Origin of the sequence: Streptomyces sp. CB02366, assembly GCF_001905905.1 — a bacterium.
Taxonomy (GTDB): domain Bacteria; phylum Actinomycetota; class Actinomycetes; order Streptomycetales; family Streptomycetaceae; genus Streptomyces.
Map to the genome: position 1 here is coordinate 1,177,478 of NZ_LIVT01000003.1, position 12,324 is coordinate 1,189,801.

13 protein-coding genes are annotated in these 12,324 nt (G+C 73.2%); 8 read left to right on the forward strand and 5 right to left on the reverse strand.

What is annotated here, in order from left to right:
* Nucleotides 1-122: 122 nt before the first annotated feature.
* Nucleotides 123-1,007 carry a glycoside hydrolase family 19 protein gene (locus tag AMK24_RS13905; protein ID WP_073768560.1) on the forward strand — a complete coding sequence of 295 codons (885 nt, stop codon included), beginning with the start codon at nucleotides 123-125 and terminating at the stop codon, nucleotides 1,005-1,007.
* Between the two features lie 277 nt (nucleotides 1,008-1,284).
* Here the strand turns inward: AMK24_RS13905 and dnaN are convergent, their stop codons facing one another.
* Nucleotides 1,285-2,418 (reverse strand): DNA polymerase III subunit beta, encoded by a 1,134-nt coding sequence (dnaN, locus tag AMK24_RS13910; RefSeq protein WP_073768562.1) that lies wholly within the window; start codon nucleotides 2,416-2,418, stop codon nucleotides 1,285-1,287.
* Between the two features lie 438 nt (nucleotides 2,419-2,856).
* Here dnaN and AMK24_RS13915 point away from each other — a divergent pair, with 438 nt between their 5' ends.
* From AMK24_RS13915 to AMK24_RS13940, 6 genes are all read left to right on the forward strand, one after another.
* Entirely contained in the window at nucleotides 2,857-4,317 is a 1,461-nt protein-coding gene (locus AMK24_RS13915; protein ID WP_079190505.1) for a helix-turn-helix domain-containing protein, read from the forward strand.
* A gap of 191 nt (nucleotides 4,318-4,508) precedes the next feature.
* A complete protein-coding gene (locus AMK24_RS13920; protein ID WP_073768564.1) occupies nucleotides 4,509-5,165 on the forward strand; it encodes a DsbA family oxidoreductase in 657 nt (218 codons plus the stop codon).
* Nucleotide 5,166: 1 nt separating this feature from the next.
* Nucleotides 5,167-6,261, forward strand: a complete 1,095-nt coding sequence (locus AMK24_RS13925; RefSeq protein WP_073768566.1) for an oxidoreductase — start codon at nucleotides 5,167-5,169, stop codon at nucleotides 6,259-6,261.
* 139 nt (nucleotides 6,262-6,400) lie between these two features.
* Complete coding sequence (locus AMK24_RS13930; RefSeq protein WP_073768568.1) at nucleotides 6,401-6,880, forward strand: nucleoside deaminase; 480 nt, start codon at nucleotides 6,401-6,403, stop codon at nucleotides 6,878-6,880.
* Nucleotides 6,881-7,044: 164 nt separating this feature from the next.
* Nucleotides 7,045-7,365 carry a DMT family transporter gene (locus AMK24_RS13935; protein WP_073768570.1) on the forward strand — a complete coding sequence of 107 codons (321 nt, stop codon included), beginning with the start codon at nucleotides 7,045-7,047 and terminating at the stop codon, nucleotides 7,363-7,365.
* Nucleotides 7,366-7,447: 82 nt separating this feature from the next.
* Nucleotides 7,448-7,864, forward strand: coding sequence for a DMT family transporter (locus AMK24_RS13940; protein ID WP_073768572.1), 417 nt, complete (start codon nucleotides 7,448-7,450; stop codon nucleotides 7,862-7,864).
* Between the two features lie 91 nt (nucleotides 7,865-7,955).
* On the opposite strand, the gene AMK24_RS13945 is transcribed toward AMK24_RS13940, so the two are convergent.
* The 3 genes from AMK24_RS13945 to AMK24_RS13955 all read right to left on the reverse strand — a co-directional run bounded on the left by AMK24_RS13945 (nucleotide 7,956) and on the right by AMK24_RS13955 (nucleotide 10,190).
* On the reverse strand, nucleotides 7,956-8,726 hold the full coding sequence (locus AMK24_RS13945; RefSeq protein ID WP_073768574.1) for an SDR family NAD(P)-dependent oxidoreductase: 771 nt from the start codon (nucleotides 8,724-8,726) through the stop codon (nucleotides 7,956-7,958).
* Nucleotides 8,723-9,436, reverse strand: coding sequence for a haloacid dehalogenase-like hydrolase (locus AMK24_RS13950; protein WP_073768576.1), 714 nt, complete (start codon nucleotides 9,434-9,436; stop codon nucleotides 8,723-8,725). The genes AMK24_RS13945 and AMK24_RS13950 overlap by 4 nt, the downstream gene beginning before the upstream one ends.
* A gap of 121 nt (nucleotides 9,437-9,557) precedes the next feature.
* Nucleotides 9,558-10,190 (reverse strand): ScbR family autoregulator-binding transcription factor, encoded by a 633-nt coding sequence (locus tag AMK24_RS13955; RefSeq protein WP_073768578.1) that lies wholly within the window; start codon nucleotides 10,188-10,190, stop codon nucleotides 9,558-9,560.
* 243 nt (nucleotides 10,191-10,433) lie between these two features.
* Here AMK24_RS13955 and AMK24_RS13960 point away from each other — a divergent pair, with 243 nt between their 5' ends.
* Complete coding sequence (locus AMK24_RS13960; protein ID WP_073768580.1) at nucleotides 10,434-11,360, forward strand: ScbA/BarX family gamma-butyrolactone biosynthesis protein; 927 nt, start codon at nucleotides 10,434-10,436, stop codon at nucleotides 11,358-11,360.
* 166 nt (nucleotides 11,361-11,526) lie between these two features.
* Here AMK24_RS13960 and AMK24_RS13965 read toward each other — a convergent pair whose 3' ends face one another.
* Nucleotides 11,527-12,273 carry a 4'-phosphopantetheinyl transferase family protein gene (locus tag AMK24_RS13965; RefSeq protein WP_073768582.1) on the reverse strand — a complete coding sequence of 249 codons (747 nt, stop codon included), beginning with the start codon at nucleotides 12,271-12,273 and terminating at the stop codon, nucleotides 11,527-11,529.
* Nucleotides 12,274-12,324: the final 51 nt, after the last annotated feature.

A 12,324-nucleotide genomic window follows, 5' to 3' on the forward strand; every position in this document is an offset into this window, starting at 1 on the left:
GCCGGAAGACGGACCGGTGTTGGTCTAGACCTTGACAGGTCCAGACCATGTCGCTTGAGTGTCGGGCACCCCCACGGCGGCGCACGGCCGGACGTCGCGCCGCGTCCAAGGAGTGTGATCACGTGATCCGACGTGTCATGAGTCTGCTGGTCGCGCTCGGCGCGCTCGTCGCAGCGCTCGTCGTCCTTCCCGCCGCCACCGCGCAGGCCGCCGCCTGCGCCACGGCCTGGAGTTCCTCCGCCGTCTACACGAACGGCGGCACGGTCTCGTACAACGGCCGCAACTACACCGCCAAGTGGTGGACGCAGAACGAGCGTCCGGGCTCGTCGGACGTCTGGGCCGACAAGGGCGCCTGCGGCGGCGGTGGTGACGGACCGGGCCAGAACGACGGGTTCGTCGTCAGCGAGGCCCAGTTCAACCAGATGTTCCCGAACCGGAACGCCTTCTACACGTACAAGGGCCTGACCGACGCGCTGAGCGCCTACCCGGCCTTCGCCAACACGGGCAGCGACGAGGTCAAGAAGCGCGAGGCCGCCGCCTTCCTCGCCAACGTCAGCCACGAGACCGGCGGGCTGGTGTACATCAAGGAAGTCAACGAGGCGAACTACCCGCACTACTGCGACGCCACCCAGTCCTACGGCTGCCCGGCCGGCCAGGCCGCCTACTACGGCCGCGGCCCGATCCAGCTGAGCTGGAACTTCAACTACAAGGCCGCCGGGGACGCGCTCGGCATCAACCTCCTGGCCAACCCGTACCTGGTGGAGCAGAACGCCTCCGTGGCCTGGAAGACCGGCCTCTGGTACTGGAACACCCAGAACGGCCCCGGCACCATGACGCCGCACAACGCCATCGTCAACAACGCCGGCTTCGGCGAGACGATCCGCTCCATCAACGGCGCCCTGGAGTGCAACGGCGGCAACCCGGCGCAGGTCCAGAGCCGGATCAACAAGTTCACGCAGTTCACCCAGATCCTCGGCACGACCACCGGCCCGAACCTGAGCTGCTGACGCGGCAGGTCATGGCCATGGGCCCGGCGCACGAAGGCCGTTGAGCGGCCGGAGGGCCGCCGTGTCCTTCAGACCCCACCCGCACGGGGGCGGGTCCGGCATCCGCCGGGCCCGCCCCCGCTTCGGTGCGCCGGGCGTTCCGGTGTGCCGTGCACCCGCGCCGCGTCGGCGGCGTCCGAACAGCCCCCGCTGTCCACCGCTGTCCAGGCCCGTGCCGGGCCCGCGGGCGTCGCCCGACAGGGGCCGCGGGCCCGGTGGCTCCGGTGTGCGGCCGTGCTCACGTCAGCTGCGGCTTCACCGACATCAGCAGGTGCCGGTGGACTCCCGTGCCCGCCTCGTCCGTGATCATCGCGCGCTGTCCGGGCCCCAGCAGCAGGAGCCGCAGGGACGGGTCGGTGAACGTGGCCAGGGCGTCCGCGAGATAACCGGGGTTGAAGGCCACGGTCAGCTCCTCGGCCCCCTCCAGGGCGGCCGGCACCCGCTGGGACGCCACATCGTCCTCGTACCCTGCCCGGAGCAGCACGGAGGCGTCGGCGCGGGAGAAGGCCAGCTGCACCGGGCTGTCCCCGTCCGCGACGACGGAGACCCGCTTGACCGCCTCGGTCAGCCGGGCCCGGTCCACCACCGCGACGGCCGGGTCCTCCATCGCGAACAACTTCTCGTGGCGCGGCAGCCGGCCCTCCAGCAGCCGTACGGTGGTGCGCGTCCCGGCGTGCTCGAAACCGGCCGAGCCGGTGTCCAGCGCGACGCTCACCGGCCCGGAGCGGCCCAGCGACCGGGAGATCTCGGCGAGGCGGCGGGCGGAGACGATGGCGTCGGCGCTCTCGCCGGGGGAGGCCGCCTTCCAGGGGAGGGTCCGCACGGCGAAGCGGTACCGGTCGGTCGCCGCGAGCGTCATCGTGTCGCCGTCGAACCCCAGCCGGATGCCGGTGAGGACGGGCAGGGTGTCGTCGCGCCCGGCGGCCACCGCCACCTCGGCCACGGCCGCCGCGAACAGCTCGCCGTCCACCTCTCCCCGGACCCGCGGGAGCGGGGGCAGCGCCGGGTAGTCGTCCAGGGGCAGCACGGAGAGGCCGAACCGGGCGCCGGCGCCCGACACCGTGAGCCGTGAGCCCTCCACCGCGCACTCCACGGGGCCCTCGGGCAGCACCTTGCAGATGTCCAGCAGCCGCCGTCCCATGACGAGCGCCTTTCCGGACCGCGCGACGTCGGCGTCCACGTCGACGCGTGCGGACGCCTCGTAGTCGAGACCGGATATCCGCAACGAACCGCTGCCGTCCCCGCGTTCGCCCCCGTGCTCCGTGTCCAGCAGCAGTCCGCCCAGCACGGGGACGGGCGAGCGCACGGGCAGGACGCGGGCCGCCCAGGACACGGCGTCGGTCAGGGCGCTGCGGTCGATGCGGAACTCCATGGGGGCCTTTCCTCGCACATCGGCGTCGTGCGGCCGGGAACCGGCTTCACGGGATCGACGCTATAAGGCACCACTGACAATCAGCTGGGAGCTGGGAGCTGGGAGCTGGGAGCTGGGAGCGGAAGGCCGGGGGGCGCGGACCACCGTCGGCGCCGCGGAGGAACCGGCGACAGCGACCACCCCCGTGAGCCGCTGCCGCCGCGTTCCCCGCGTCCCCCGTATTCCGGCGTTCCCCCGTCGTCCCCCGACGTGCCGGATCAGGTTCGGACCATAGAACGCCGGGTAAGGAGACGGGAGATTCAAAGCGCCCAGTGGGGCGGCCGCGAGGGTATCGGTTCGCACAGTCGGGCGAGGAGGTCCCCTTGCGCTGCCGCCGTGTGCGGCGCGGGAACGGGGGAACGGGTGCGTACACAAGGGCGCGCGGACGATCTGCTGCGGATGAACCGGCTGGCCCGCACCGGAGGGACGGCCGAGATCCTGCGCTGGGTCGCCGGGCGGGCCGAGGGCTGGGCGGGGCTGGCCGGGCCCGACGGGAAGGTGCTGCAGGCGGCCTCCCGGGCGGATCGGGCGGTGGTCCCCGACATCGCGGGACTGATGGCGGAGGGAGCCAACGCCCTCACCGAGCGCGGGGCCCAGACCTATGTGCTGGACACCGGCGCGCACACCGCTCTGCTGTTCCCGCTGAGCGTGGGCGATCCGGCCTCCCCGGTGCTCGTCGTCGTCACGCCCCGGCCGGTGGCCGCAGGGCTCGGCACCCTCTTGGCCGACGTGGTCATGCCGCTGTCCCTCTGCCGACAGGCCGAGACCCTGGAGCGCCGGCGCCGCCGGGTGGACCTCGCGGAGTTCCGGGGCCGCGAAGCGGTGCTGCACCTGCTGATGACGGGTCAGCTCACCATCGCCCAGCAGGTCGCCGGCGCGCTGCGCCCCCGGCTCCCCGACCCGGTACGGGTGTGCGTCGTGGAGTGCTCCGCCGACGACCGCGACCGGGTGGCCCGGATCTGCGGGGACGCGGACGGCGGCCGGTCCTGGATCGTCCGGTGCCCCGTCTACGCCCGCCACCTCATCCTCGTGATGCCCGCGCGGCGGCCGGAACAGGACGGGGAGGCGGCCCCGACCGACGAGGTGGTCGCCGCCCGGGTCGGAGGGTGCGTGGTGGGCGTCAGCGAGCCGGTGCCGCTCGCCGATACCGCCACCGGTTACCGCCAGGCGTTCCACGCCCTGGCCGTCGCCCGCGAACTGCCCGCCCGGCACGCCCGGTTCGGCGTCTCGCCGGACCCCGCGCTCGTCGTCGGGCCGGACGGCCGGCAGTGGGCGAACGAGCTGCTGAACCCCCTCCTGACCCATACGCCCCGCCGCGCCCAGGACCCCGGGAGCCAGGAGCTGATGGCCACGGCCGCCTCCTGGCTGGCGTTCTCGTCCCACGCCACCGACCACCTCAAGATCCACCGCAATACCCTGGCCGCCCGGCTGAAACTCATCGGTGAACTGCTCGGCCTCGATCTGCACCGGCTGGCCGACCAGGCCGCGCTCGACCTGGCGCTGCGCGTCCGTGCCACGCCCGCTCCGGCGTGCACCCCCGGTCCCGCCCCGTACGCGACCGCCGGACCGGGCGCGGGGGAGGCGGCCCGGGACCTCGACGCCATCCTGCGCCGCCCCGTCGTACGGGACTGGGCCGACCGCCAACTGGCCCCTGCCCTCGGCTTCGAGGAGACCCTGCGGACCTGGCTGCGGTGCGAGGGCCGCCTCGGACCGACCGCCGCCGAACTGGGCCTCTCCGTGCCCGGGGCCCGCAAACGGCTCGGCCGGCTCGAAACGATGCTCCAGCGGTCGCTGCTCCGGCCCCCGAGCGCCCGGTACGACCTGTGGCTGGCGTTGAGGTCCCGGGACCTCGCGGGGTGAGGACGGGTCGCTGCCGGGGGCCGGGCGGCCTCCTCCGGCTGACGCGGCGCACCAACCGGAACCCGGTCCTCCGGGGAGGGCGGCTTGACACAAAAGTGCATGATCGTGCAACCTTTTGGTCGTCCGTCAACTCCTGCCGCACTGTCGGCGGATGTTGTTGCTTGCGCGATCAATGACCTGGAGGTCTGCGCATGGCCGAGCCCGTGAAGATCAAGATCTGGTCCGACTACGTCTGCCCCTTCTGCATGCTGGCCGAGGGCCCGCTGGAGGAGGCGATCAAGGACGTGGGCGCCGACGTCGAGGTCGAGTGGCTGCCGTTCGAGCTGCGTCCGCATCCCCAGCCCACCCTGCGGCCGGAGGACGAGTACCTGCCGAGCATCTGGGAACGGGCCGTCTACCCCATGGCCCGCCGCCTGGGCGTCGACATCAAGCTCCCCGACGTCTCCCCGCAGCCGTACACCGCCCTCGCCTTCGAGGGCTACCAGTACGCGGCCGAGCACGGCCTGGGGACCGCCTACAACCAGCGGATGTTCCGCGCCTTCTTCCAGGAGAGCCAGGACCTCGGGCAGCTCGACGTCCTCACCGCCCTGGCCGGCGGGATCGGGCTCGACGAGGCCGGCTTCCGGGCCGCGCTGGAGGACGGCAGGTACCGCGAGCGGCACCAGGAGGCGCTGCGGGAGGCGGCGGCCCACCGGGTGCAGGCCGTGCCCACCATCCTCGTCGGCGACACCCGGATCGAGGGCGTCCCGCGCCCCGCCCAGCTCCGCAAGGCGATCCTCGACGCCCAGGCGCAGCAGGCGGACGGCGACGTCTACGGCGCGGCCTGCGGCATCGACGGGAGCTGCTGAGGTGCCCGGCGCCCACCCCGCCCTCGCCGCCTGCCGGTTCGCGGGGCTCGATCTGCGCAACCGGTACGCCCTCGCCCCCATGACCCGTGTCTCGGCGACCGGGGACGGCCGGGCCACCGAGGAGATGGCCGCGTACTACGCGGCCTTCGCCGAGGGCGGCTTCGGCCTCCTGATCACCGAGGGGACCTACACCGACCGGGCCTTCGGCCAGGGCTACCTGAACCAGCCCGGTATCACGGACGAGGCGCAGGCCGCCGCCTGGCGGCCCGTCGTCGACCGGGCGCACGCCGCGGGCGCGCGCGTCGTCCTGCAGTTGATGCACGCCGGGGCGGTCTCGCAGGGCAACCGGTTCCGGGACCGGGCCGCGGGCCCCTCCGCCGTACGGCCGCTGGGCGAGCAACTGGCCAAGTACCGGGGCGACGGGCCCTGGCCCGTGCCGATGGAGCTGACCCGCCGCCAGATCGCGGAGGTGGTCGCGGGCTTCGCCGCCTCCGCCGTCCGCGCCCGGGAGGCCGGCTTCGACGGGGTGGAGATCCACGCGGCCAACGGCTACCTGCTCGACCAGTTCCTGACCCCGTACACCAATCTGCGCACCGACGAGTACGGCGGCGGCCTCCCGGGGCGGCTGCGGCTCGTCCGGGAGGTGACGGCCGCGGTCAGAGCCGCGGCCGGGCCCGGCTTCGCGGTCGGCGTCCGGTTCTCCCAGGGGAAGATCAACGATCCCGCCTGGCGCTGGCCGGGCGGGGAGGGCGAGGCGGCGGAGGTCTTCACGACGGCCGCCGGGGCCGGGGCCGACTACCTGCACCTGGCCGGTAGCGGGCGCGACTGGTTCCCCGAGGGGCGGACGCTTCCCGCGCTCGCCCGGGCGGCGACCGGGCTCCCCGTCATCGCCAACGGCGCGCTGCACCGGGAGGCCGTGGCGCGGCGGGTCCTGGAGGAGGGCCACGCCGACCTCCTGGCGATCGGGACGGGTGCGCTGGCCGACCCCGACCTGCCGCTCAGGGTGGCGGCGGGGGCCGCTTTGACGCCGTTCGATCCCGGGGTGCTGGAGCCGCTGGCCACCCTGGACAACGCGCGTTCCCACGCTCCCGCTTGACTCTGGTTACATGCACATGCAAGATTAGTGTCATCGGATCGCGCCGACGGCGGAGATCTGTGAAGCTATTCGCTTGCCTGTGCAAGCAAATGTATGAGACGCAAGGTCGCTACAGGGCAACTCGGGAGACGAACTGCTCATGGGTACACACGACAGCGAACTGATGGGCTACGCCCACGAGGCGATCCGGCTCAGCCGCGAGCACGTCGCACAGGGCGGAATCCCGTTCTCCGGAGTGGTCGTGGGCGGCGGACGCATCCTGGGGACCGGTTTCAACCGGGTCCGCGAGGACAACGACCCGACCGCGCACGCCGAGGTCGTCGCCATCCGGGAGGCCACCACCCGCCACGGCATCCGCGCCGTGGCGGGGGGCACCCTGATCGCCTCCGGCGAGCCCTGCGCCCTGTGCTACATGGCGGCGCGGTTCGCCGGCATCGGCCACATCGTGCACGCCGCGGACCGCCGCACCGCCGCCCGGTACGGCTTCGACTACACCAGCACGTACACCCTCTTCGCCGAGGACCCCGAGCGCTGGCCCCTCAAGGTCACCGCGCTCCAGCTCCCCGAGGCGGAGCAGCCCTTCCAGGACTTCCTCACCATGGACCGGGCCCGGTACTGACCGGGCCCCCCGCCCGCCGCGAACCGCGCCCCCGACGCGACACGGCACGCGCCGCAGCCGCGTCACCGCCGGGCCGACGCCCCGCCCGGCGAACGGCGCTCCGCGCCCCCCCGCACTCCGCTCCACTCCTCGCCCCTCTCAACCACCGCACGGAAGGACCTCCCATGCACTGGCTCTACCTCGCCATCGCCGTCGCCTTCGAGATCACGGTCGCCATCGCCGCCGGAAAGGCGGAGGGCTTCACGAACCGCAAGTGGACCGGGATCACCCTGGCCAGCGGCGCCGCCGCCACCTTCTTCCTCAGCAAGGCCCTGCTGACCTTCGACGTCGGCGTCGGCTACGCCCTGTGGACGTCCGTCGCGGGCGTCGGCATCACCGTCCTGGGCGCCCTGTTCTTCGGCCAGCGTCTGAACGTCAACAAGGCGATCGGCATCCTCCTCGTCATCGGCGGTGTCGTCGGCCTGCAGCTCAGCGGCTCCGCCTGAGCCCCGCGCACCTCCCCCGGCGCCGCAAGCGGCCCACCCCGCACACCCCCTGACGACACCTCTGAGAGAGGACCCACCTCCCATGTCCAACGCGGCCAAGAGCTCCACCAACGCCTGGCTCTCCCTCCTGCTCGCCGGAGTCTTCGAGATCGGGTACGCACTCGCCGTCGGCGGCAGCGAAGGCTTCACCCGGCTGACCTGGTCCCTGGTCGCCGTGGTCTTCTTCCTGCTGACGCTCTACGCACTCAGCCTCGCCCTCCGCACGATCGACGTGAGCATCGGCTACGCCGTCTGGGCGGGCATCGGCGCGGTCGGCGCCGCGGTCTTCGGCCCGCTCTTCTTCGACGAGACCCTCACCCTGGCCAAGGGCCTCTGGCTGGCCGTCATCATCGTCGGGGTCATCTGGCTCAAGCTCGCCGACCGTACGAAGCCCGAGGCGGTCGCGGCCCCGGCGGCCGAGCGCCAGGTCACCGACCGGTCCGGCGCGCTCCAGGCCTGACCCGCGCTCCCGCCCCGACGCGTCGCGCGACGGTACGCCCCCGGCGTCCGCCCCCCATCAGGAATGGGGGCGGACGCCGGGGGCGTGTCCGTCACACGGCCGTGCGGCCGCCGTCCACCGCGAGGGCGGCCCCGGTGGTGAACGAGGAGGCGTCCGAGCAGAGCCAGGCGGCGGCGCGGGCGATCTCGACCGGATCGGCGAGGCGCCGCTGGACGGCCTTGCCGCCGAATCCGGCGCGGACGGCGGGCCCGGCCGCGAGGAGGCGGTCCATCATCTCCGTGTCGGTGCCGCCCACCACGAGGGCGTTGACGCGGATGCCGTGCTCGCCGTACTCGGCGGCGGCGGCGCGGGTCAGGCCGAGGACCGCGTGCTTCGCGGCCACGTAGGGCGCGGACGCGGAGGTGGCGCGCACCCCGGCGACGCTGGAGGTGTTGACGATCGCGCCGCCGCCGGCCGCCATCATGGCGGGGAGCTGGGCGCGCAGGCAGTGCCACACCCCGCGCAGGTTGACGTCGAGGGTGCGGTCGAACTCGTCCTCGGACAGCTCGTGCAGAAGGGTTCCGGCGCCGGCGCGGCCGGCGTTGTTGAACGCGCAGTCGAGCCTGCCGAACCGTTCCACCGCCGTGGCGACGGCCCGGTCCATGTCGGCCCGGCGGGTGACGTCGCCCGGCACGGCCACGGCCCGCCCCCCGTCCTTCCTGATCCGCTCGGCGGCCTCCTCGACCAGGCGCGCCCTGCGGGCCACGAGGACGACGGCCGCCCCCTCCGCGGCGAAGTGCCCGGCCGCCGCGGCGCCGATGCCGCTGGAGGCGCCGGTGATCAGCGCGACCTTGCCGGGCAGCAGCGGTCCGCCCGCCGTCACGCCGGAGCCCCGGCGGCGGCCGGCGCGGCCCGCCAGAACGCGCCCGAGGCGAGATCCCGGTCGATCCGCCGCACCAGGCCGTCGTCGAGCTCGTCGAGCCCGCCGATCAGATGGCGCACCCCGGCCTCCGCCATCAGGGCGCGCTGGTGGCTGTGGACGAAGGCGGAGGGGCGGCCGACGAATCCGGCGCCCAGCTCCCGGGCCGCGTCGGCGACCCGGGCCACGTCGTCGACGAACAGGGCCTGCTCGGGGCGGAGTTCGAACACGTCACCCGTGATCTCCCTCAGCCCGGGTCGGAAGTCGTTGGTGCAGACGTAGCCGGGGCCGTCGAACAGCTCGGCGTACCGCCCCAGATGGCGGTCGAAGTGGTCCTTGCCCAGGCCGCCGTAGCAGACCGTGCGCAGGCCCGCGCCGCGCAGTCGGCGGAGCAGTTCCCCCGTGCCCGGCGTGACCGTGACCGGGTGGCGGGCGAGGTGGGCGGCACGGTCCTCGAAGTAGGCGGCGAGCGCCTCCTCCCCGCTCATGGAGCCGCCGGTGGCGGCGGCGAGCAACCGCCCGGCGATGTGCTGCGGCTGGGAGAAGACGGACCTCTCCAGCTCGGCGGAGTACGTACCGCCCCGGGTGGTGACGAAGTGGTGGATCACCGGGCTGAAGGTGTCGTTGAGCAGGACACCGTCGATGTTCAGGGCGACCAGGCGCAGGGTGAGCATGCTTCTCCGTAGGGTTCGTCGGAACGGGCGGAGCGGGGCAGGACAGCCGGGGCGTGCTGGGCGTGCTGGAGTGACCGGCCGGTCGGACGCACCGGTCGGGTGGCGGGGCGGAGCGTTCGGGTCAGGACATCAGCGCGCTGCCGCGGGCGGGGGACGTCTCGGCGCGGGTGATCACGGACGGGACCGCGATGCCCGGCAGGATCAGGTTCCACATCTGCTGGGTGCGTTCGGGAAGGTCCCGGCGGCTGCTGACGACGTTGGAGTACATCTGCATTCCGGTACAGGCGGCCACCACGAACTCCGCGACCACGGACGGGTCCACGCCCGGTTGCAGCTCGCCGGACTCCATCGCCTCGTGCAGGCAGCCGACCATGATCCCGCGGAAGTTCTCGTACGGGTCGGCGTTGAGGGAGCCGTTGATGGACGCCTGCTCGTTGGTCAGCCGTACGCCGGCCCGCAGCAGCGGGTCGCGCTGGAGCTGCCACGACCAGACGAGGGTGAGGTCGATGAGGCGCTGGAGGCCGCCGGCGGCGAGCAGCGGCACCAGGGTCTCCGGCTGGCTGTTCATCACCGCCTTGGCCAGGTCCTCCTTGGAGCCGAAGTGGAAGTAGAGCGCTCCCGCCGTCACACCGGCCCGTTTGAGGATGCGGGTGATGCTGGCCCCCGCGTAGCCGAACTCGTCGAAGACCTCTGCGGCGGCGTGCAGGAGGGCGCGACGGGTCTGTTCCGCCCGCTCCTGTTTCGGTTGTGCCATGACTCTCACCTTCCCAAAAAGAATGCTCCTTATGTTAGCCGGGTGGACGGTGGTCTAGGCAAGTCCGGTCTCTAGCAGCTGAGTTGGCCGCGATCTTGGATCGCCCCCGGGGAAGATCGAAGAACGAGCCCCCCTTGACTTGAGAAAACAAAAGAAACATTATTTTTGGAGCGGGGGCAGGGAGTGCTGATCGCGGATCCTTCCGTGGCCGCCCGCGCAAACCGTCGACCTTGGGGGGCCAAGTTGTCTGTTTCTGTACTGAGCCGTGATGCGCAGCCGGTCCAGCAGTCGCAGGTGCACCAGTGGCAGGTGCACAAGCTTCGGGGCGAGGAAGTCCTGCTCAGGACCTGGTTAGAGACGAGACCGGGCCACTGCGTGCTCACGGCGCGCTGGCCGCGGGGACACGAGTTCTACCGGCCCTCGGGGGGGTCGTACGATCCGCTGCTCCTCGCGGAGACCGTGCGCCAGGTCGTTCCGCTGCTCTCCCACGCGGTGCACGACGTGCCGCGGGAGTACAAGCAGGCGTGGGAGGAGTTCAGCTTCGCGGTCGAGCCGGCGGCCTCGCGGGTCGCCGCCGCGGACGAGGTGCGCCTGGTGGTGTCCTGCTCGGACGTGGTGCGGCGCGGCAGCAGGTTCGCCGGTATGACGATGGACGTCGACGTCTACCTGGGCAAGCGGCTGATGGGGATCGCCCACACCCGGTTCAACAACCAGCCCGCCGCCGTCTACCGCCGTCTGCGCGGGAGTTACGCGGACCTCGACGCGGCGCAGGAGGGCTGCCTCCCGGTGGGGCCGCCGGTGGACCCGCGGCGGGTGGGCCGCACCTCCCCGGACGACGTGGTCCTGTCGCCCGCGCTGGGCGGCGAACGGCCCGGCCGGTGGCTGCTCCGGGTGGACCCCGCCCACCCGGTGCTCTTCGACCACGTGGTGGACCACGTGCCCGGGATGCTCCTGCTGGAGGCGGCGCGGCAGGCGGCGCAGGACGTCGGGGGCCCGGGCACGGCCGTCATCGGGATGCGGACGGACTTCGTGCGGTACGTCGAGTTCGACGCCCCCGCCGTCGTGGTGGCCGGCGAACCGGTCTCCGTCGGTACGGACCGGCGCCGGATCCCCGTCCGGATCGAACAGCACGGCGTCCAGGTCTTCACCGCCGAGGTCACCGTCCACTGACCCCCGCGCGGCGCGGCGGGGCGGGGACCGGAGCGGCTCGGACCGACCGGGCCGGGGGAGCCCCGGACGGTCCGACCCCGGGGGAGCCCCGGGCCATCCGGTCCCGTCCCCGGCACGGCGGGCGGCCCGCACCCCCGGGGAGGGGTGCGGGCCGCCCGCCGCGCGGTCACGCCGGGACCAACCGCGGCATCGGCTCCGGCAGTTCCTCGTACACGGTCACCGCGACGTGCACCGAGGCCGGGACCGCGAAGCTGGCCTCGTACCCGGGAGGGGCGAGCAGCTGCCGCACCCGCCAGCCGAGCGGCTGACCGGTGAGGTCCAGCCGGTTCATGACGGCGGCCATGCCCTGCCCCGTCGCCTTGGCCATGGCCTCCTTGCGGGTCCACAGCCGGGCGAAGTCGCGGACCAGTTCGTCGCCCGCGCGGCCCCCCAGCCACTGCTGCTCCCTCGGGTGGAGGAACGGCAGGTAGCCGGCGACCGACTCCGGGGTCGGCCAGGACTCGATGTCGATGCCGATGGTGGCCTCGGCGACCGCGATGGCGACGTGGTCCCCGCTGTGCGACATCGAGAACTCCATGGGCTCGCCGACCGGCGCCGGATCCCGGATGGCGGGCCGCCCGTGCGCCCCGCCGCAGCCGGGGCAGGGCTGCCGCAGGAAGCCGACGCTGCCGGGCGAGCAGCCGAGCGACGAACCGAGCACGCTCCGCAGCGCCCAGTGCGCGAAGGCGTAGGACTCCCGTCCGGCGTGCTGCGGTATCGACGCCAGGCGGCTTTGCTCCTTCTCGTCCAGCCAGTCGGGCGGGGTTCCGTCGGGCGGGAGGCGCTGCCCGGCCGGGGCCCGGACGATCCAGATGCCCACCGGATCGAGGACCTCGCCCGGAGGCGCGTCGGACCAGGTGAAGTCGTGTGTCATGTCGATACGGCTCCTGACGCGGCGGGAACCCGGCCGGCCCCCGCCACGGGT